Origin of the sequence: Cohnella lubricantis (genome assembly GCF_014212015.1) — a bacterium.
In the GTDB taxonomy this organism is placed as follows: domain Bacteria; phylum Bacillota; class Bacilli; order Paenibacillales; family Paenibacillaceae; genus Cohnella; species Cohnella lubricantis.
Genome location: NZ_JACJVN010000017.1, coordinates 1 through 19,237, shown reverse-complemented (window position 1 = coordinate 19,237; position 19,237 = coordinate 1). Strand labels below are relative to the sequence as shown.

At 52.1% G+C, this 19,237-nt stretch carries 30 protein-coding genes and 1 pseudogene; 5 read left to right on the top strand and 26 right to left on the bottom strand.

The genetic code is table 11. From position 1 onward, the window contains the following. Positions 1–17 precede the first annotated feature (17 nt). The 25 genes and pseudogenes from H4Q31_RS04000 to H4Q31_RS03885 all read right to left on the bottom strand — a co-directional run bounded on the left by H4Q31_RS04000 (position 18) and on the right by H4Q31_RS03885 (position 14,941). Positions 18–317 carry a hypothetical protein gene (locus H4Q31_RS04000; protein WP_185177780.1) on the bottom strand — a complete coding sequence of 100 codons (300 nt, stop codon included), beginning with the start codon at positions 315–317 and terminating at the stop codon, positions 18–20. A gap of 64 nt (positions 318–381) precedes the next feature. Beyond that, a complete protein-coding gene (locus tag H4Q31_RS03995; RefSeq protein WP_185177779.1) occupies positions 382–2,061 on the bottom strand; it encodes a DNA cytosine methyltransferase in 1,680 nt (559 codons plus the stop codon). Positions 2,062–2,075: 14 nt separating this feature from the next. Next, positions 2,076–2,888: a DNA adenine methylase gene (locus tag H4Q31_RS03990; protein ID WP_185177778.1), complete on the bottom strand. Its 813-nt coding sequence runs from the start codon at positions 2,886–2,888 to the stop codon at positions 2,076–2,078. 103 nt (positions 2,889–2,991) lie between these two features. Next, the gene (locus H4Q31_RS03985; RefSeq protein ID WP_185177777.1) at positions 2,992–3,180 is read right to left on the bottom strand and encodes a hypothetical protein; all 189 of its coding nucleotides are present in this window, start codon (positions 3,178–3,180) and stop codon (positions 2,992–2,994) included. 33 nt (positions 3,181–3,213) lie between these two features. Then, positions 3,214–3,489: a zinc-finger domain-containing protein gene (locus H4Q31_RS21935; protein ID WP_185177776.1), complete on the bottom strand. Its 276-nt coding sequence runs from the start codon at positions 3,487–3,489 to the stop codon at positions 3,214–3,216. Continuing rightward, positions 3,486–3,767: a hypothetical protein gene (locus tag H4Q31_RS03975; RefSeq protein WP_185177775.1), complete on the bottom strand. Its 282-nt coding sequence runs from the start codon at positions 3,765–3,767 to the stop codon at positions 3,486–3,488. Before H4Q31_RS03975 ends, H4Q31_RS21935 begins: the two co-directional genes overlap by 4 nt. 250 nt (positions 3,768–4,017) lie before the next feature. Beyond that, entirely contained in the window at positions 4,018–4,182 is a 165-nt protein-coding gene (locus tag H4Q31_RS03970; protein WP_185177774.1) for a hypothetical protein, read from the bottom strand. Positions 4,183–4,194: 12 nt separating this feature from the next. After that, on the bottom strand, positions 4,195–4,341 hold the full coding sequence (locus H4Q31_RS03965) for a hypothetical protein (RefSeq protein ID WP_185177773.1): 147 nt from the start codon (positions 4,339–4,341) through the stop codon (positions 4,195–4,197). Then, positions 4,338–4,721 (bottom strand): RusA family crossover junction endodeoxyribonuclease, encoded by a 384-nt coding sequence (locus tag H4Q31_RS03960; RefSeq protein ID WP_311771681.1) that lies wholly within the window; start codon positions 4,719–4,721, stop codon positions 4,338–4,340. The genes H4Q31_RS03965 and H4Q31_RS03960 overlap by 4 nt, the downstream gene beginning before the upstream one ends. Continuing rightward, the gene (dnaB, locus tag H4Q31_RS03955; RefSeq protein WP_185177771.1) at positions 4,718–6,127 is read right to left on the bottom strand and encodes a replicative DNA helicase; all 1,410 of its coding nucleotides are present in this window, start codon (positions 6,125–6,127) and stop codon (positions 4,718–4,720) included. Before dnaB ends, H4Q31_RS03960 begins: the two co-directional genes overlap by 4 nt. Continuing rightward, on the bottom strand, positions 6,124–6,465 hold the full coding sequence (locus tag H4Q31_RS03950; RefSeq protein WP_185177770.1) for a replicative helicase loader/inhibitor: 342 nt from the start codon (positions 6,463–6,465) through the stop codon (positions 6,124–6,126). The genes dnaB and H4Q31_RS03950 overlap by 4 nt, the downstream gene beginning before the upstream one ends. Beyond that, positions 6,452–7,411 (bottom strand): helix-turn-helix domain-containing protein, encoded by a 960-nt coding sequence (locus tag H4Q31_RS03945; protein WP_185177769.1) that lies wholly within the window; start codon positions 7,409–7,411, stop codon positions 6,452–6,454. Before H4Q31_RS03945 ends, H4Q31_RS03950 begins: the two co-directional genes overlap by 14 nt. Before the next feature lie 5 nt (positions 7,412–7,416). Then, positions 7,417–7,782, bottom strand: a complete 366-nt coding sequence (locus tag H4Q31_RS03940; protein ID WP_185177768.1) for a hypothetical protein — start codon at positions 7,780–7,782, stop codon at positions 7,417–7,419. A 13-nt stretch (positions 7,783–7,795) separates the two neighbouring features. Further along, on the bottom strand, positions 7,796–7,948 hold the full coding sequence (locus H4Q31_RS03935) for a DUF6906 family protein (protein ID WP_185177767.1): 153 nt from the start codon (positions 7,946–7,948) through the stop codon (positions 7,796–7,798). After that, positions 7,945–8,154: a hypothetical protein gene (locus H4Q31_RS03930; RefSeq protein WP_185177766.1), complete on the bottom strand. Its 210-nt coding sequence runs from the start codon at positions 8,152–8,154 to the stop codon at positions 7,945–7,947. Before H4Q31_RS03930 ends, H4Q31_RS03935 begins: the two co-directional genes overlap by 4 nt. Continuing rightward, complete coding sequence (locus H4Q31_RS03925; protein ID WP_185177765.1) at positions 8,141–8,305, bottom strand: hypothetical protein; 165 nt, start codon at positions 8,303–8,305, stop codon at positions 8,141–8,143. Before H4Q31_RS03925 ends, H4Q31_RS03930 begins: the two co-directional genes overlap by 14 nt. 609 nt (positions 8,306–8,914) lie before the next feature. After that, positions 8,915–9,622, bottom strand: coding sequence for an MBL fold metallo-hydrolase (locus H4Q31_RS03920; RefSeq protein WP_185177764.1), 708 nt, complete (start codon positions 9,620–9,622; stop codon positions 8,915–8,917). Beyond that, positions 9,622–10,764, bottom strand: coding sequence for a hypothetical protein (locus H4Q31_RS03915; RefSeq protein WP_185177763.1), 1,143 nt, complete (start codon positions 10,762–10,764; stop codon positions 9,622–9,624). Before H4Q31_RS03915 ends, H4Q31_RS03920 begins: the two co-directional genes overlap by 1 nt. 1 nt (position 10,765) lies before the next feature. Beyond that, complete coding sequence (locus H4Q31_RS03910; RefSeq protein ID WP_185177762.1) at positions 10,766–12,754, bottom strand: AAA family ATPase; 1,989 nt, start codon at positions 12,752–12,754, stop codon at positions 10,766–10,768. Positions 12,755–12,976: 222 nt separating this feature from the next. Beyond that, entirely contained in the window at positions 12,977–13,195 is a 219-nt protein-coding gene (locus H4Q31_RS03905; RefSeq protein ID WP_185177761.1) for a hypothetical protein, read from the bottom strand. A gap of 184 nt (positions 13,196–13,379) precedes the next feature. Next, positions 13,380–13,742, bottom strand: coding sequence for an XRE family transcriptional regulator (locus tag H4Q31_RS03900; protein WP_245347206.1), 363 nt, complete (start codon positions 13,740–13,742; stop codon positions 13,380–13,382). A gap of 12 nt (positions 13,743–13,754) precedes the next feature. Next, positions 13,755–13,877 (bottom strand): annotated as a pseudogene (locus H4Q31_RS21535) (helix-turn-helix domain-containing protein); the annotation flags it as partial. A gap of 172 nt (positions 13,878–14,049) precedes the next feature. Beyond that, on the bottom strand, positions 14,050–14,505 hold the full coding sequence (locus H4Q31_RS03895) for a DUF2538 family protein (protein ID WP_185177759.1): 456 nt from the start codon (positions 14,503–14,505) through the stop codon (positions 14,050–14,052). 27 nt (positions 14,506–14,532) lie between these two features. After that, positions 14,533–14,697, bottom strand: coding sequence for a hypothetical protein (locus H4Q31_RS03890; protein WP_185177758.1), 165 nt, complete (start codon positions 14,695–14,697; stop codon positions 14,533–14,535). A gap of 13 nt (positions 14,698–14,710) precedes the next feature. Then, positions 14,711–14,941 carry a helix-turn-helix domain-containing protein gene (locus tag H4Q31_RS03885; protein ID WP_185177757.1) on the bottom strand — a complete coding sequence of 77 codons (231 nt, stop codon included), beginning with the start codon at positions 14,939–14,941 and terminating at the stop codon, positions 14,711–14,713. A 158-nt stretch (positions 14,942–15,099) separates the two neighbouring features. Between H4Q31_RS03885 and H4Q31_RS03880 the strand changes: the two genes are divergently transcribed. Next, a complete protein-coding gene (locus H4Q31_RS03880) occupies positions 15,100–15,456 on the top strand; it encodes a helix-turn-helix domain-containing protein (protein ID WP_185177756.1) in 357 nt (118 codons plus the stop codon). A 622-nt stretch (positions 15,457–16,078) separates the two neighbouring features. On the opposite strand, the gene H4Q31_RS21930 is transcribed toward H4Q31_RS03880, so the two are convergent. After that, a complete protein-coding gene (locus tag H4Q31_RS21930) occupies positions 16,079–16,423 on the bottom strand; it encodes a LytTR family DNA-binding domain-containing protein (protein ID WP_185177755.1) in 345 nt (114 codons plus the stop codon). Between the two features lie 115 nt (positions 16,424–16,538). Between H4Q31_RS21930 and H4Q31_RS03870 the strand changes: the two genes are divergently transcribed. The 4 genes from H4Q31_RS03870 to H4Q31_RS03855 form a co-directional block, all read left to right on the top strand. After that, positions 16,539–16,970 (top strand): hypothetical protein, encoded by a 432-nt coding sequence (locus H4Q31_RS03870; protein WP_185177754.1) that lies wholly within the window; start codon positions 16,539–16,541, stop codon positions 16,968–16,970. Beyond that, entirely contained in the window at positions 16,967–17,188 is a 222-nt protein-coding gene (locus H4Q31_RS21345; protein ID WP_245347192.1) for a zinc ribbon domain-containing protein, read from the top strand. The genes H4Q31_RS03870 and H4Q31_RS21345 overlap by 4 nt, the downstream gene beginning before the upstream one ends. Before the next feature lie 37 nt (positions 17,189–17,225). Further along, positions 17,226–17,495 carry a hypothetical protein gene (locus tag H4Q31_RS03860; RefSeq protein ID WP_185177753.1) on the top strand — a complete coding sequence of 90 codons (270 nt, stop codon included), beginning with the start codon at positions 17,226–17,228 and terminating at the stop codon, positions 17,493–17,495. A 65-nt stretch (positions 17,496–17,560) separates the two neighbouring features. Further along, positions 17,561–19,237: recombinase family protein (locus H4Q31_RS03855; RefSeq protein WP_185177752.1), on the top strand; the 1,677-nt coding region annotated here is incomplete at its 3' end.

The following is a 19,237-nucleotide window of genomic DNA, read 5'->3' as shown; positions in this document are numbered from 1 at the left end:
TGGTTGCCTCCTATTGGTTATTGGAGCGGAATGTACCAAACTGGAAATGCTCCTGGTCCGGGCTTGCTGAAGCTATAACACCCGCCGTCTATGTCGCATCCTTCCGGCGCAACTGGATACCATCGGCAATGCCCCTCTTTGACGTTCTCCACCTTGATCTTCTCTTCGTACTTCAAATCGCCGTCTTCCTCGTAGTCGAATTCGAACTTGCAAGCCTTTACGAAGCTTTCGGCGTCAGGATAATCTGCTTTTGGAGCAACAAAGTCGGTGAGATGTATTCCACCATCTGAGAAACTGCAAATTCCCATCTTAGGCATCCATATCTCATTCCTCTCTTTAGGTTATTAGGGGAGGGAGACCGGGTTACGGCCTCCGCGTGCGTTATATTGATAACTGCAGCTGGCCAGCTGCCTCTCGGTAACGCTCGAACGTCAGTGCGCGGCCCGATCCGGTGCAAAGTTCGGGTAAGTTAGCGCGCACAAGCGCCTCTGCGAACGGCGGCGGAACGGAGTTTCCGCAGCGCGCCACCTGCGCCGACTTCGGGTAGCTTTTGCCGTTAGCGTCCCGGTCAATAATGTAGTTCCGCGGGAAGCCTTGAGCGGCGAACAGCTCGTGCGGCTCCAGCATCCGCATCCCGATGTCGACGATTTGGTAGTCGACACCCTCGATCGTCACGAGGCCGAAGCGGTCCTTTGTGGTGATCGTGTGCAACGGCTCGTCGAGCTGCTGGCCGTTGTCCGCGCTGCCGTAGTATTTCAGCAGGAAAGCCCGCACCTCCCCGACATGCATCCCTCCGGCCGTGATGGTAGGCGCCGGCTCCGTTACCGGCTGACCGTCCGCGCACGTCCCGCGCAACTTGATCAAGTGGCTCGTGACTAATTGGTTCTGCGTCCCGCGCATCGTCGTTGTCGGAAGAGGTGTGTCTGCTCCGACGCCTGTCATGCCGCCGTAGTGCTTCGCGATAAATGCGGCGACGAGCCCGTAGCGGTTGGAAGTGTCCTGCGTCAACAATGGCCTTTCGAGCGTTTGCCCGCGCGCACTGTCGTCGTACGAATGGTATTGGGTGAGAAACGGAGCGACGAGAAGATGCTCAGCCTTAGTCGTAATCGTCGTGAGCGGATCGGTCGCCTCGTATTGCATCCGGTCGCCACCGAATCCCGTTTGGCCGATTCTGGCGACGTACGGCGTGACCAATCCGTATCCATTGGATGCAGTTACAGTCTGCAGCGGCTCTTCGAGCGATTGACCGCGGAACTGGTCATACTTGTGGTTGACCTTAATGACGAACGGCGTCGGATTGTCAATTACAAATCGCTGAATTCCGCGGGCGATACGTCGCATGGTGTTCTCGGCGAGTGGCCGCACCCTCTCGAAGATCGATGTACAAGGAATCGTCCAATCGATGATCTCCGCCGCCGTCCGCCACGGTTTCAATCGACCGGACTTTACCGCCTCGCTCTCCGGATCGCCATGCGTTGGCTCCGGCCAGACTATCGGTCGGCCGTCGCGGCGTGCCACAAGGAAGAAGCGTTTGCGGATCGTCGGCGCGCCATAGTCGCACGCCCTCATCTCACGCCAGTCGACTTCGTAACCTTGCCGCCGCAGCGCATTGACGAAGCTGTTGAACGTCCGCCCCTTGCGCGCCGGGTCCGGCCATTGGTTGCCGTCCGGACCGATGACGAGCGGCCCCCACGTTTTGAACTCCTCTACGTTCTCCAGCATAATCACTCGCGGCTTAACGGTCGCTGCCCATCGGAGCGCCACCCATGCGAGACCGCGAATCTTCTTCTCGACGGGCTTGCCGCCCTTGGCCTTGGAAAAGTGCTTGCAGTCCGGGGAGAGCCAACAAAGCCCGACCGGCCGCCCCGCCGCAACCGCGCGCGGGTCAACATCCCAGACCGATTCGCAGTAATGCTCCGTCTCAGGATGATTTGCTTCGTGCATGGCGATCGCTGCGGGGTCGTGGTTGATCGCGATGTCCACGCTGCGACCTGTTGCCATCTCGATGCCGGTGCTGGCGCCGCCACCGCCCGCGAAGTTGTCTACAATGATTTCCTGCATGTCTATCTCCTCTCCTAAAACAAGGTCAACTGCTTCCCGGCATGTTCTTCTGCTACTGGATTGATCCAGAGGACTTCAGTTCGGGATTGCCCCGTCTCTATGACCTGCTGCCGTTCCTCCCGCCTCCAATGTTTCAGCCTATCGTTGTAGAGTCGGCTATCGTATCCGCTCAAGAATACCGGTCCGGGATGACCGTCAAGCGCTTCGAGCAGCTGCGCGTGATCTGTCTCGTCCATTTCGTTCTGATAAATTGCTCCGTTTCTCGCGCCTAGCAGGTATGGCGGATCCGCATAGATCAGCACATCTTGTCGCTTGTAACGAGCGATTACCTCCAGCGCCGGACGGTTCTCGATCTGAACTTGCTTCAACCGTTCCGCAACTTCCGCGATCTTCTCAGGCAGTTCGTTCCACTGCTTAACTCGATAAGCATCATCTGCAGTTGCGCGGCACTTCCATCCGGATATCGATCCTGTCTTTACGCGTATGCTTTGCCAACAGCGGACAAGGAACATTCTGGCGCGTTCGAGTTCGGCCTCGCCCCCCCCCCTCGGGCGGCTGCAGGTATAGAATTCTCCCCGAGCCCATGGAGTCCACTTTATGCCGCGCGCCAATTCGCCTGGACGGTCCCGAATTACCTTGAACAGGTTGACCACATCGCCGTCAATGTCGTTGATCGTCTCGAGCGCAGACGGAGCCTTGTTGAAGAACACCGCGCCGGATCCGAAGAATGGTTCGAGGTACGTCGTATGCGGCGGCATATGGCTGATGATCCATTCGGCGAGCGACCACTTGCTGCCGGGGTAGTGTAATATCCGTGGTGCGTTCATGCTCTTTCTCCTTTCTTCGTCCCGACCGAATAATCTCAGCGAAGCGGTAGCCGTATATAGGCTCTATAGGGTCTGATATGGGGTAGGGGTTCGGCCCCCTCGCTTACGCGCTAATGGTCAATGTATGACCGACGGACTCCTTACCACAGTTGGGGCAGATATATGTGGCGTCGGCGTACACCGGATCGTTGATCGGCACCATCCATTCAGCGTCGTATTTACGGGCCGTTGCGTTGTGCCACGACTCGATATTGTGCGTCTTGAGGCATACGGGGCAGCTTACCTCGATCATGGATTATCCATCTCCCTTGCGACTATGTCGCTGTTATTGGGCTACCTCATCCTCGTTCAGCATCCATTCCCTGCGTTGCTGGCGTGGTGCTGTTGTCGGAGCCTTTTTGTTCCTGACAAGATACTTCCCGAGTTCCTGCAGTTGGCGGCCTATTGGGCAGACCTGGTTGCAATGGTACGAGATTTTAGCGTAATGCCCACGCCGGCCGTATGCCTCTTGCATCCGCTGTCTGGTTTCGCATGCTGCGCATGTGCCATCTTCGATGGCGCTGATTTGTGCGAGTACGTTCTTGCGATCACGTACGATCACGTAGCTTCACGCGCCTGTTCGGGTGGATTAAATATCTCCATCTCCGTCTCGTCTGTCGTGACGGTCGCCATGCCGTCCCACAGCTCGCGAATCTCAACCGCCTTGACGACGACCGCTGCCTTTTGCTTCGGCGTCAGCACGATGTCCATCGCTTCTTGATAGTGGCGCTCTGCGGCGGCGTACGCCCTTGTATGGAGAACATTCATGTGCGCCCAGAACTTATCTACCGACAGGCTCTTGAGCATCTGGAATGCTCTCCTGCGCTCATCGCGGTTCATGGCTTCCCACTCACCTTTCGTACCGGCAACGCGATCGGCTTGTTGACTAACTCTCCAAAACTGTCTCGAGGCTGCCGCATCGGTATCCGCCCTTGCCCGATCCTCTGCTTAAGCGACGGTCGCACGATTGTGCATTCGTTCATGCCGGCCAGTGATGCTGGTTGAACGACAACATCAGGCTCCCCAAGGTCTTCGCCGGACTCATATGCGTTCATTTGCTCCGGAGACAGACGCCATACTTTCATCTGAGTCATCGCTGGTAGACCTCCTTGATCTTGAAATGTGTCCGGCCGTACTTTCTGCGGTTCCTCCGCTTGATTTCAGCTGCGGCAGCTATTCGGTGCTCGATGTGTGCGCCGTCGTCGTGGTAGGCGATCTCGTATAATTGGGATGTTGATGCGAGTCTCCAGTTCATGCGGATTCCTCCCTAATCCATGCAAAAGTAACCTCGTCCGATCCGCTCGATATCATCCTCAGTGGCTCTCGTAACCAGGAACGCTTGTCCCTGGATGACGATGATCGTTTCTTCGTGCTCTCCGAGTTCGGTGAGCTGGTCTAAAATCGGAATGCTCAAGATGCAACCTCCTGAAGCTTAAATATTTCAAGTTCGATTCGCGGATTGGCGCGGTCGATCTCCCAGTCCATGATTCGCGGCAACGCGTACCGATCGTTTTCATAAATCCCTGCTGCTTCGAGACAATCAAGCAACAATTTCTGCCCGTTATGAGTATCGCGCTTCCGATTGTCTGGGAAGAAGAACCAAAGATTAACAACCACTTTGCCTTCCGGCGTCGACCACCGCGTTCTGTTCCGCCACGACTTCGCCAGTAGAACCGCTTCGTCGGCCCATGCTTGCGCTTCATCCGTAAGAACGCGATATTTACGGCCCTTAATCCACTTATCCTTGTACATATGGTTGACGCTCGGTGTCGTACCGGGTATGGTCAGCCTCACGCCCATTCCCTCCCGGATGTTCCCGTCGGCTTGTGTTGGCTGCTGAACGTCTGCTCGTCATGCCCGCGATCCAAGCTGACGAACTTGTTGAAGTTCTTCAGGAACACGAGCTCGACCGTGCCTACCGGACCGTTGCGCTGCTTCGCGATGATGATCTCGATGATGTTCTTCTTCTCGGTTTCCTTGTCGTAGTAATCGTCTCGGTACAGAAAAGCTACGATGTCGGCATCCTGCTCGATCGCACCCGACTCTCGAAGGTCTGACATCATCGGACGCTTGTCCTGCCGCTGTTCTACGCCGCGGGAGAGCTGCGACAATGCGATGACCGGCACTTCCAGTTCGCGCGCGATCTGCTTGAGCGTACGGGAGATCTGAGACACTTCTTCTTGCCGATTAGCACCGCGCCGGCCGCTTCCTTGAATCAGCTGCAGATAGTCGATCAAAATCATGCCCAAGCTCTTATCCTTCTTGAGTTTCCGACATTTCGATCGGATCTCGTTGACTGTGATTCCCGGTGTGTCATCGATGAAAATTTTCGCCTCGGATAAGGTTCCGACAGCGCCGCCCATCTTCTCCCAATCATCACCTTCGAAGAATCCAGTTCGCATGCGGCTAGCGTCAACATTCCCTTCCGACGAGATCATACGTTGAACGAGTTGGCCGGCAGACATCTCAAGACTGAAAATGGCAACGGTCTCATCCGTCTTAACAGCGACATTCTGAGCGACATTCAACGCGAATGCCGTCTTGCCCACTGACGGCCGTGCCGCGACGATGATTAAGTCGCTTCGCTGGAAGCCGGCAGTCATTCGATCTAAATCGCGATAACCTGTAGGAATGCCGGTGACGCCCCCGAAGGTGTTGCGGTTGTTGTACCGTTGCTCGGCCTGCTCCCACACCTCCATGAGCACATCCTTGATCTCTCGGAATTCCTTTGCTGGCGTTGCCTGATCGGAGAGCCGGGAAACGGCCGCTTCTGCCATCGATACGAAACCGTTGACGTCTTCCTGCCTCGCAGCTTGCCGAAGCATTTCGAGCGATGTTTCGATTGCCTGGCGCCGCAAGAACATATCGGCGACTCGGTCGGCGTAGAATCCGACGTTGGCCGTGGTGGGAACCGCGTTAGCCAGTTTCGTCATGTAGCTTACACCGCCGACGTCTTCAAGTTCCTTGCTGTCCTGCAACGCAGCTGTAATCGTCAGCAAGTCCAGCGGGTTGTCAACGTCCTGCACCTTAAGCATGGCCCTGTAGATCCGTGCATGGGACTTGTCGAAAAACTCGCCGCCCTGCAGCGTTTCCCGGACGGTTTCGATTGTCGCCGGTTCCGTCAAGATTGCTCCGAGTACTGCCTGCTCTGCCGCGATGTCGCATGGTGTTTCAATGCCCAAGAAGTCTTCCATGTTCATGCACTGTCACCTCGCAATTTCGCTTTCATGGTCTCCCAGTATCCGTCCGGAGGTGGCGCTGCATTTCGCTTCCAGAGTTCGATCTGAGCGGCAAAGGATTCGGCAGCTTCTTTGCTTCGCTGGCTGTCCGCTAGGTCGCCGAGACGGCCGCGGATGTCGGCGATCGTCGGTGGAAACCGCTCGGTCAATATGTGCTTCTCAACATTCTTCATCGCGTCTCCGAATGGAAAATCCTTAAGGTACTTGAAGTGCAAATCAATATTTTCGTCGCTATCATCGAAATTCGGGTAAGCCGTTTTGAGTTCGATGAAAAGCTCAATGACGTCAGCTCTGTCCACGCTCTCGTTCCTCCTTCGCCTTCCGCCTTAGATCATCTAGCCTCCGTTGTTTGCCAGTTCGTCGCTGTGCCTGGCCGATCGGCACGACTTCCGCCTCTGCCGGCGAGTTGTACGCGGCAATATCGCTCAGCAGTCGATTCCATGTCCCGATGATGACTTTCTCGCAGTAGGCAAACTGATTGATCTCGTCGGTCGGCCAGCGCTTTGTCAGTGCATGCCGAGCGAATGCAAGGTCGATCCCGAAGGTGATGTATTCCATCGGTATTGGCATCTTCGAGATTCTCTGGATCGGCACCCAATCGGCGCCAACAGGATGAATGCGATTCTTCCGAGCCATGTAATAGCGCTCGATTTCTGCGGCGCGGATTGAAATGGTCTGGTCGTCAAGATGTATTTGTCTCGTGGACAAGGAAGCCACGACGGTCGTAAGAACCCCGCATCTTTCTTCCGAGAATCGGACATCGTTCAATCCGTCTATCAATCTATCAATCAAGGTCTTTATAATATCTTTATTAGATGGCTCATTTTTGCACTGCTGATGGTTCATATTTGCACCATCACTATCTAACAGATGGTGCATTTTTGAGCTATCTCTCTGTTCAGATGGTGCAATTTCGAGCTGTCTCTGATTCGTGTACTTCTTGGAGTTTCTCACCTCGAATATCAGACCGTATGGAGCTCGTGTTACTCTGATATAATCGTGCTCTTCCAGGGTATCTACCCACCGTTTGATCGTTGATCTGTTTATATTGAACTGCTTGGATAAGTAATCGATTTTGACAGGCTTGCTCCCGAGGACAATTCCCCAAGTAATCCCATCCCGCTGGACTTCCTTGGTCGTGGAGCTGATGCACCAGAGGAAGAGCCAGATTGCCATACCGATATTCTCGTAATGCTTCGGCTCCAGTAGTCCTGAATATGTTGGGAAGGGGTAGCTTTCGGACATTCCCCTCATCCCCCTAATGCGTTCAGATTCTGTTGCAGATAAACCGTAGTGCCGCCAATCTCCCGTACTTGCCTCTTAAACCGGATTCCTTCCGGCGTTTCGTCCATCCAGATGTGGCAGCCGACGCAGGCATGGAAGAGGTCGTCGACCGCTGTCTTTCGCGGTATCGTTCGCCGGCCCTTCGTGTGCGCCCTCTGCGTCGCTCTGGCGCCGCTACAGCGCTTACGCACCTCGCAGACATATCCTGACCGATCCTTAAGCTCGCGGTCCACGCTCGGGCTAATCTCGCCCATCTGACGCTGCGTCGGCTTGGTTCGGCGTTGAAACAGTTGCTTCTCCTTCGGATAAGGATTGAAGTCGCCGATTGGCATGCTGTTCACCCTCTCACGCAGGAATGACTTTCACTTTGTCCGTGAACCGGTTCTTGATGTGCAATTCGCCTGACAGATTCTTAACGACATACCACTCGCTTGGCATCAAGCCAGCTGCGGCAATGGCTCTCATCTGTCGTCTGTTAGGTCTGCGATCGTGCTTCACGCTTTCTGCCCCCTCTCATCTTGTAGATAGATCGTTGGATACTGAGCGCGGACAACGCGCCATCCGGGATAGCAGAGGGCGAAGTATGCGATCACCTTCGCCCTGAACGCTTCTGGGTCCGTCTCTTTGAGCCGCCAGACGTGGTCGGCGATACCAGACCGGAGCAATGGCTGGCCGAACTCGTCCGGGAACTCAATGTCTGACAAGGGCTTCCCTCGTCGTTTCGGAGAGTTGGAACCGGCCGCCGATCGTCGCTCCTGCCGCTTCGTCCGGATCAATGCCGGCGTCAATTAGCGTCTGAACTGCTTGCATGTCGGCGACGTCCTTCATCTGCAATTCACGCAGCCGATCCTTCATCGTCCGCCTCCTCCGTATGCTTAAGTCGCGATGTATATTTCGGGTCGTACTCAACTTCAACGATGAATTCTGCGTCGCAAATGCAACAAGTTACTTCATGTTCAGAAGATCCGTGCATGTCATCTGATGAATTCTCAGAGCCGCATACAGGGCAGATAACCTCGTTCGTTCGCCAACAGTCATCTTCCGAATGGCCGCGCGCTTGCGCAGCCGACAGTGCCTCAGACTTTCGTTCTGCTCGTTCTGCTTCTCTGCATGGATTGCATTGCCATCCAGCGATGAGCCCCCATGGAACCTCTTTCAACTCGCTTCTATGAATTCCGCACGTCTCGCAGCGATCGTGTTCATAACAAGTAATGTAGGAGTGCTTATCGAAGATTCCTAGGCACTTTTGACACCCACATACCCAGTACCAACCATCCTCAAAACGTTCCGCGTACAGCCCGCGCATGGGAGGATCTAGTTTAACTTCCGGTAATCCATTCCGATAAAACAAATCATTCCAAATGTTCGTGTTTCCCGACCTAGTTCGTTGCGTCCACTCGCTCGGGATTTCCGGAATGAGTATCTTCATATCCTGCAACTTCTGGCACATTGGCGACCCTCCTTTCATCTACCGGCGACGTATACCGGCTTCCCTGTGATAGATTGGATCTCGCGTTTGAACAGTGCTTCATCGCTGTTGCTGTCCGAAAGGTGCAACAAGTAAATCTCCTGTAGTTGCGATAGATCATTCGCCCGGAGGAAGTCCTTAACGTTCTCAAGGCTGAAATGTGACCGGAGCAGCCGGGGCCGCATCGCGGGATGGACGCGCCCGGCGGCGATGTTCTCGTCGAGGATCCGCAGCGAGTAGTTGCACTCGACCATCAGATGAGTGATTCCGCTGAACGTGTACCGGCAGTAGTATGTGTCGGTCAAGAACGCCAGTTTGTCACCGTCATGGTTAGTCATCAGGAAGCCGATGGGCTCGTCCACGTCGTGCTCCACATCGAACGGCATCACTGTCCACGAACCAACCGTAAATTGCTCCTTGGAGCGCACAGGCCGCGCGCGGTGTCCGCTGATCTTCAAGGAGTCAAATGTACCCTGCGAAGCGTAGACGGTCACGCCGGCTTTCATGAGGTCCTTGGCTGATTTGCTATGGTCTCCGTGTTCGTGGCTGATAAGGCAGCCCGCAAGGCGGGAGACGCGAAAGTCCAACGCCTTGCGGATGTCTGCGAAGCGGAGGCCGGCTTCTAGCAGAAGTTCTGACCGACCGTCTGATATCCAATAGCAGTTGCCGGCCGAGCTGCTTCCGAACGATTTAATAGTGATCATCAGAAGTCTGGAGTTGCGCCGACACCAGCGGCGTATGCTTCAGCGGCTGCCATTTCTTGATCGAACAGGTCGCCTTGCGCGGGATCTTCCTGTTTACCTTCCTCTCGAGTAGCTTCGCCGCCAACCGGTGTTTCGGTTATCGAATTCGGAACCGCTTCCGTCGTCTCATTCGTTACTTTTGCCTCCACGTCAATCGGCTCGCTATTCGCATTCTCACTGATCTCCCGCTGGACCGACGAATACGTCTCATCCGCCACGTTGTTGTGCAAAATCTCGACGAACGCGCTGCCGAAGTCCTTCGGGATCTTCTTGACGATGTTGTTCCGCATCTTGCGGATCAGCATTTGCTCGCGACTGTGGAACTCAGACCACGCCGGGCTGATGTATTGCTGCAGTTCAGGGTCGTCCAGGGCACCGAGTCCGGCTTCCTTAGCTTTCTTCAGGATTTCTGCCTTCTTAGCGGCGATCTGCTTTTTCTGCTCCGACGTAGCTTTGAAGCGGTCCGCGCATACCCCGAACGTTTCATTCATCATGTTGTTATTCATGTGGGCGATCAGGTTTTTAACCACATCGTCTCTCTCGCCGATGAAATACTGAATACTGTTGTCGTTGAAGATGATAGGATAGACGATCCGAACGACTTCGCCTTGCCCTGTCGGCCGCCACACTGGTGGCGTCATTTCGAGCCCATTAAAACCGGGGTATTCGAAGTGGTCCTTCTCGCGAACAAGCCAATAAGGACGGACTTGCTTGACGTTTCGACCAAACCGATTGAGAATGGCGTCGTTCCCGTCCCCTTCGATGCCCATCTCAATCTGTTTACGCCAGTTGTCCGGGTCGCTTGGTTTTGCTTTCACGTTGACGTTGCGAATCTGAAAGAACACTTCCCGTGGGCTTGCCGCAGCGTTCAATTTTAGCGCTGCAACATTCATAAGGACTTGAGTGATATTGTTCTTGTCGAGCTTCTCGTCGTTCCAAGAAATCGCCTTGGAATCAAGCACTGAATTGATTACCGAGATAGCGTTAACAACACACTGCCGGGCGTAAGGGTCCAAATGGACCCCATTTCCGTTAAGCTGCCGCTCGATCATCGGCGCGTAGATGTCTGTTACTTTGACAAGGGCCGTGGAGAATTCATTCATCTTATACCGCCTCCTTCATTTCTTCTCCGATCGTCTCGACGCGGAGTTGCTTGTCCAGCGCGCTGACGACCAGGCAAACCTTTTGTCCGACCGTATCGATCAGTTCCACGACCGACTCGGCATTGTCCACGAAGATCGGTACGGATACTTCGAAGTGCTCCGACAGCGTGTTGATGATGTCGAGACCGGCATTAATCCGTGCGGCGTTGTTCAGGCCGGCGCCATACGGAACGCCTTTGTACGTCGCTTCACAGCATTCTTCCAAGCCGCCGTTGACCTGCTCCTTGAAGAGTTTGAACCGAACCAACTGGAACCGGCTGTTGATACGGGATTCGAGCATGGCAACCTTGGCCCGGGTGAATTCTTCCGTCAGGTAAAGCTCGTGCTCCAGCCTTTCGAATTCTTCGGCAAGTTCCTTCTCCCGCTGCTCGTATTCGGCGATGCGCTTGCGGGTCGATTCAGCAAGTTCGAACTTGGCTAGATCCTGCCGGTAGCCGGCGATCGCGGCGTTCAGTTCGTCCAGTTCGCTACGTACCACGGCAACGGCGTCATATGCCGACTCTTGCAAGCTAACGATTTCCTGGCGAACCGAGGCGAGTTCCTCACGCTTCTGGATGTATGCTGGATGCGATTCGACGTCGGCCACGTTGGATTGGAGTGTCGCGAGTTCCTTAGCAGCGAACTCTGCATCAGAATATTTCTCTCTGCATGTCACGCTTAGCTTTTGGACAAGATCAGAAGCTTCGATATTCTCCGCTTCCAACCGTGTGGATTCAAGCGTCGCCGCCCTACCGCGTCTGGAGATCGATTCGAGTGCCTCGGCCTTCGCGCGGTTGAACTCCGCCAGCGCCTTGCTATGGGCTGCGGCGACTTGTTCAGCAGGTAGGGCTTGTCCGCAGTAAGGGCAATTCTCATCATGGGTGTGCCCGTGGAACTGCTCATCATTGCGGGCCTTCCATTGCGACCGGAGCCGATCCGCTTCGCCGCGTCGTTCGGAGATTGCCTGCTCGCGGCTCTTGATGCGCCGTTCAAGTGTCTCGATCTCGAAGCGAATGTCGTCTGCTTCTTGCCGCAGGCGAGACTCCTCGCGACGCTTGGCCGCAACTCGCTCCAACGTATCGCCTTGAAGTTCGTTCTTGAGCTGCTGCAACTCGCCTTCGATCTCACGCAGTCGACGTTCCTTGACGGCTACTTCGCCGCCGGATTGGATCCGGGAGATTTCCGCTCGCTTCTCGTCCTGCTGACTCGTCAGTTCAGCGATGCGAGTCTCAATCCATTGCTTGTCCAAACCGTCGGTCTCCGGCATGCTTCTGGAGGCTTCATCGATTCGGATCGGCAGCTTCTGCAGTTCTTCGTTGATCTCTTTGCGGCGGGCCGCGATCACCGCCTTGTGTTTATCGATCGTGCGGCCTTGCAGGATGGTCGGCAGAGCCGCCAAGGACTTGTTTCCGGCCATCACATCGTCATCCGTGATGTCGCCGCATACATCGAGCAACGTCTTGCGGCGCTTCCGCCAGTCGAGTTGTTCGCTGAAATAGGTGGGGTTCGTGAGGAGTTTGAAGTATTCTTCGTCGACGAGAGCGGCCACCTCGTCCTCATATTCCGATTTCTTGACCGGCACACCGTCAACGAAGTAATCTGTCGTGTGACCGCTGAATTCGAGCGTTGCCGCGCCGCGCTTGCGGGTGTAAACTTCGCGGTAGACTCTCCGGAGCGTCCGGCGCATGCCTCCGACCAGGAACGACCCCTCGACCTCGTGTTCGAGGTTGTGCAGTTCCTTGCCAAACTCGTCCAGCGTCTTAATACCGAAGTCCGTCTTGTTCTGCGTGTCCTTACCGAACAGCAACCACGTAAAGCCGTCAGCGAGTGTCGTCTTACCGGCTTCATTCGTGCCGTAGATGCGGACCTCTTTGCCCTCCGCATTAAGGGTGAAGTTGCGGGCTCCCTTGAAGTTGAGCAAGGTGAGCCGAAGCAATTGAATGCGCTTCATACTCTTTCCTCCGTTCATGTGTTTTGATTAAGCGTTCATCCACCATCAGGCGGAAGCGAAACATTTCTCTCTCAGGCATTTCATGTGGAAAATGGCAGTGCATACCGTTCTGGAGCGTCTCGAGGATCGCCCGTTCGCGATCGACACCCTTGAAGCAAATCCGTGCGACTACCATTGTGGCTGCGGCCTTATCTGAATCAGTCCTTATCCACTGGAAGCCCATTAGATCGTCCATTCCCCAGTGCCGGCTTTAACGATCCGGGCGCCGTTTTCGCGAACGAAGTGGTCCTCGCAGCAGAACAGTTGGTCGCCTTGCTGGATGACCCTTTCGGTGAAGTGAATCGGACGGCCACAGAAGATATATGCGCAAGTTCCAACCGTGTCCAGCGCGCGAGTTTCGGCCGCGGAACTCGAATTTTGCTGAATTACCTGAACACCCATTCCCGTTTTGCTCCCTTCGTGTTAGAATAGAAGCATCAATGTTTTACCGAGGCCCCTCTGCAAAGGGGTCTTTTTCATGCACGCTTCCACCGTTTCGCGGACAAATGAGCCGCATACGATAATGCCGAAATCTTCTCGCCTTCTGTTAGCGCCATCCACGCTCGTCCAGTCGTTCGCATGTCTATCACCTCTCTCCGTTCTTGATTTGCATCTCGTGCTTGAGAATCAGCCTCTCGCGGTCAAGACCAAACTCCTCTTCGATGACCCCGAGCATTACGACGCCTTTCTCGACCACATCGCGGATCTCGTGATAGACCTGCTCGGCGATCTCTTTGCGTTTGTTCGGATCAATATGCCTTGCCAAGACGAGCCCCCCCAAAGATGCCATTAATTCCTCGGCTTCCTTCAGCAACACGTCCTTCAGCGCTGCTGGATGCAGGTCGAGGTTAGGCAGATCGTGCAGGATGTTGCTGATATACCCGCCGGTCCGTTCGTCCATAATCTCGAGCGCGATCCGCCAATTCTTTCGAGCCAGAACTTGATCCAACTCTGGAGTTGCTCTTCGAGCATCTCTTTCGACCCGACTGAGCTGAGTGCGATCAAGATGTAACTCTGCTGCAAATTCCTCCTGCGTCTTACGGCTGGAGACCCTGACTTTCCGAATAACATCTCCTACTGACACTTCTCTCACCTCCTTCCAGTACGGTTCTGCGCGAAATTGGCACAAACTCAGGCATCTTCGAGCGGATTTGGCACGAAAGTGATCTATGCTTGTGCACTCGCTTGGGGTTACGATTTAATCGTACCCAGCACCCCACACCCTGCTTTGGCTCACCTTCGGGTGGGCTATCTTTTTACTCCCACGGTTCTCGATCGATCAGGTCGTCAGCAAGATCGAAGTAATCAATCGTTGGGCGTCGACGCTTCAGATCAATCGCTTGCAATGCAACGAGGTAAAGTTCTTTGTCCAGATCCATCACCATGCTCATGTCGCATTTGTAGCTGTTCCAGAGGCTCAAGCCGAGTTCTAGAAGCTCGCGGGATTGACTGGTGAGCGGCGCGGTGTCACCGGTGGTTAATCCACGGTCGCGACGAGCGATGAAGTCATCCGGATCTTCCAGGTAATCGAAGTACCAATCGAATGGACCATGTTTCTGGCGGAAAGCATTGAAGCATTTGAAGATTGAAGGATGTGCAGCTATGTAACATGCAGCTCGATAATCTGCTTCACGATCGACTTGCGGAAACTTCACTTTCAGCTTCCCGAAGTTCTGCTCGTGCTGCTTGCTCGCGAAGTGAATGCGCGGCATTTCTTCAACTCGCTTTCGAAAATGGAATTAAGCAACACCGCCGGATTCAGCGTTTTCTTGCTCTTTAGTAGGCTCCTCATCTTCCCGTCGTTTTGGCGCTACAAGCACCGCCTGGAGGGCCTTAAGCATCCGATCGCGGTCAGGCTCATAAGTTGGGTTGTAAGTGAATCCCTTGGGATCTGGTGTGCTCACGGTGTTCGCCTCCTTATGCGGTGTTAACATTGCGCGATTCGCTTAGTTTTTGGCGAAAAAAATATTCTGGTTTCTCGCCTAACGCTTCAGCAACCGGAATGATATCCTCAAGGTACATTCGGCGTCGGCCTTTTGCGATATCGTTATACCAAGAAACTGAGCGATTACAGTGCTTTGCAATATGAGTCTTCGTGACACCCTTCTTCACCCGAATTTCTTCAATACGATTGATAATTGGATTCATATCTTCACCTCCCAACTAAGCGTTACGCTTAACTTTAATTTGATTATAATTTGCGCGTTTCGCTTAGTCAATAACAAATTGCGCTTTTCGCGTAAAAACTTATTCAGAACGCTTAGTATTGGTATTATTAAGGTGTTATGGATTGGAGGTGTTGTGCATTGACGCTTGGAGAGAGATTAAAAGCTGCCAGAGAGAAGAAACGATATACACAAATAGAGGTAGCGAAGAAATTAGGGATTTCAAACGGAGCTATTTCTGGTTACGAAAGAGACTACCGAGATCCAGACACGGAGACGCTTCTTAAGCTGGCGGAATTATACGATGTTTCACCTAATTGGCTATTGAATAGGTCTGAAAAAAAAGAGGACGCCGTGGTCCTCCCAAAAAGTATTTATGATGAGATAATTAAGGAAGCTGAAAATCGATACGGCGTCACTCTTCGCGACGATCCCTTTGTTGTAGATACGATAAAACAGTTAGTTGATAATTATGCGAAGACAAAACGGAATCAGTAATCAAGTTAATTTCATTGATAAAGTCATTTGGGCTTGTACCAATGTTTTTCTGATCAAGGAGTTTTTCGATTTTTGAATATAATTCTTCCACATTGAGCACCGCCTCATTATGTATTTTAAAGGAGTTGATTTATTACAATCTGATTGTCGGAGTCTCTGTTCTCTTATTCTAATACGAACAATCGTTCGCAAACAAGCGAACACTATCAAAATAATTCCATAGGAGTAGCGCGATGCGGTATGAGCCGGGTCGTTGCCTCCTTCATCATTGGTACAACGCTACCGGTATCAGTCAACGCGATGTCCACATAATCACCGGTATCTCTGAAAGCCAACTCTCCCAATATGCGAACGATTACAAAAAAATGGGAAGCGCAACAAGGTACACTGTCGCAAAAGCCTTGAAACTTCCGAATTCCGACATGCTGTACGAATGGCTTTATTTTGATGAATGAGGCACGGAGGAGAAATGCCTCCCGACCCTGCTCGAAACTTTACCTTTTGGTAAAGTCAAAGGCTCGTATCATCGTTAAAATTGATTATATATGGTTTTGCTGGCTTTATGTGTCGATCATTGTCGAATAATTCTCACAACATAAGGGGGTCAAAATGCACAAAAACCTTATTTAATACGACTTCTACGGGATACAGATAACTCGCAGGAATCGACAAATTCGATTTTAATCTCTGTTCTGCTGCATTTTCGAGCCTTGATTCTGTTCCGGTTAACGATCGTCGACTTCTCCATTCGGATAAATCCATGCGGCTTTAATGCTTGGGACAAGTCCTTAAGCGTCAGCACTGGAATGAAGTCGCCGCCGGAAGTATGGTAAACCGGGATCTGCTCGGCTGACTTGCTCGGACGATAGAGGTTGATGTAATTAACATCATCTAAGTCAATCCATTTGAAGTCCGAGTTATCACCAGTCCTACCACTCACTTTCAGTCCGAGTATTTGCAATCTCATTCCCCACTATCTACTCTTGATGTCAAGATAATGATAGATGGAATTGAAGTGTGTGGCACCAAACAATATCTTACAGCCAATCCCCGAGCCGATCGGGATTTATTCGGAGGATATCATGGATTGGTTTCTTAATGACTACCATCGCACAGAACAATACATGCTTGAACGATGCATTGAACATCAAGATAATCCATATCAACTTCACTTTGATTTCAATAAGCTCATAAAGCTATATTATAAATTCAAATCTGAGCATCCTGATGCCATTCAGAAACTAATTACAGTTTGCGAAAAGGATATACAGAGCATAGAATCGTTTATCTTTGCCTACAGGAAGGAACACCCGCATTATCCCTTTCTTCCATTAATTCCATCCTTCAAATGTCTTTCAATTGTTTATGAAAAATCAGGGCTGTTTTCTGATGCAATTAAAGTTTGCGAAAAGGCAATAGCACTTAATCTCGATGATGGAACTAAAGGTGGATATCCGATACGGCTTGAGAAATTACGAAACAGATTAGCGAAAACAAATATGCTAAAGGGATGATTATTTTGAAAAAATGTCCTTATTGCGCAGAAGAGATTCAAGACGAAGCTATCAAATGCAAGCACTGCGGCAGCGATCTTATTAGCAAGAAGCCCGCCCCTGTTCAAACAGATGTCGGTCATATGATTAAACGAAATCAGCAAATGGCTCGATGGGTTATTTTATATCCCATCACTGCTTTAGTATTGGTCATTTGCATCTATATTTTATCGAGGTGATACCATGCTCTTCCGTATCCAAGTAGAACGCGGCCCAATGACCAAGATCGTCATCTTCCGACCGGACGAAGCCCGCCTGCCGGACAGCCAGAAAACATACTTCACCGAGGTATCCATGGGGTTTCTCGAAAACGACCGGACGGACTTCCTCGAACCGAATGACCTCTTTGTAGAGGGTAACCTCGTAGGTGTCGATCGGAACCGCCTAGAAGCTCGCCTTGGGCATTCTGATTTGGACAAGCTCATTATGCCGGCTGAGATGTTCAGGCGGTTCCTTGAGCAGCACAAGAAGGATAACGAAGAATAAGCCCTCCACCGGGCTTTTCTTTACCAAACATTACCGAACATATATTCGCAAGGAGGTACACTCTTATGGTTGTAGTTGCGAAAGAAGTCGATAAATTCATCAATGCCGTACAGGGTGTCCACATGTACGTCCGCGTTTCGTCAGAGGACCAGCAGGACCGTGAAACGATCGAGAACCAGATTGAATTCGGCGAGAAATATTGCGATCTCCATAAATTAGACATCGTCGACTGGTACAAAGACGATGGTATTTCAGGCACAATCCCTCTCGAACAGCGACCTGATGGAAAACGTCTTATAGAAGACGCTAAGGCCGGTAAAGTGAAAATGGTACTGATCTACAACATGAAGCGTCTTGGCCGCAAGGCTCGTGTAACCCTCGACGCTGTCTACCAACTTGAGCAGTACGGCGTTAAGGTTAAGAGTATGACCGAGCCGTTCGACACAAGTGATCCGGTTGGCCGCTTTATCATTACTGTCCTCGCCGGACAAGCTGAGTTAGACCGCGATACAATGCTTGATACGATGTGGCATGGCGCAAATCGCGCAGCTCGCAAAGGTAAATGGTTGGGTGGTATTGTTCCCTATGGTTATCGTAAAGACGATGAGGGCTATCTCGAAATATCCGAGGAACCTATCCCTACCAAACCCGAATTGTCCGAAGCTGGAGTCGTCAGGTTGATGTTCGAACTGCTTGTTGAGCGCCAGTGGTCAACGATTCAAATTGCGGACTACTTTAACGACCTTAAAATACCGCCATCTTATGTGCGCGATGGTCGAAGGGTAAAAAAAGGAGTTCGCAAAGTGAAGACTGCAGGCGTATGGAGCCCAGGTCGTATCAACAACATGATTAGGAGTACAACCTACAAGGGCCTTCACATATACGGAAAAAGAGCAACAAGGGAAAGAGAATTGATTGAACGCGAAGTGCCGGCCATTATTTCCGAAGAGAGGTGGGAGGCAGCGCAAACCGAACTAAAATCCCATCAAATTGAGTCAAATCGAAATTACTCGAGGCTATACTTACTTCGTGGGATCATCAAGTGCGGAACATGCGGTATAACTTATGTTGGATCAATGTTCAATGGTAAGGACAAGAGGCCAACAGCCTATTATATTTGCGGAGGAAAGAATCCATATAGAGGGCCTTTACAAGGAAAATGCAACTCGCGTAATATCCCAGCGGAGTGGATCGAGGAAAAAGTTTGGGAAGAGTGCCTCACTTTCATTCGTAATCCAGGTGAACTCATAAAAGAATTGTCCGGGAATATGCAGGATCGAAAGTCCATAAAGGAGTCGCTTGAGCGAGAAATCCAGATGTTAAGAACGTCGATTACCGATAAAGATACAGAGAGACAAGAAATTATTTCTCTATTCCGGAAGAAGGTTATTACAGCAGCTGACGTCGAGCAGCAACTGCAGGATATGATGACCGAACGCTCTAACCTTGAAAAGAGAGTTCGGGAACTTGAGGAACAGATTAAAGATGAGGATGGACTTGTTCAGCAATTCGATACGGCTGAGATTATGCTCCGAGAGATCCGAAGCAAAATAGATAACGACTTAACTCCAGAACTCAAGCGTGAGGTCATCAGAGCTTTAGTTAAGCAGATCATTGTGAGAACCGAACATCCACCTGAAAATGACGGCCCAGGTGGTGGTATAAGAATCCCGCGGCCGCCCGTCACTGTCGATGTCCACTATTCTTTCGAATCTCCAAGGAGGTTTCACGAACCGCTGTCC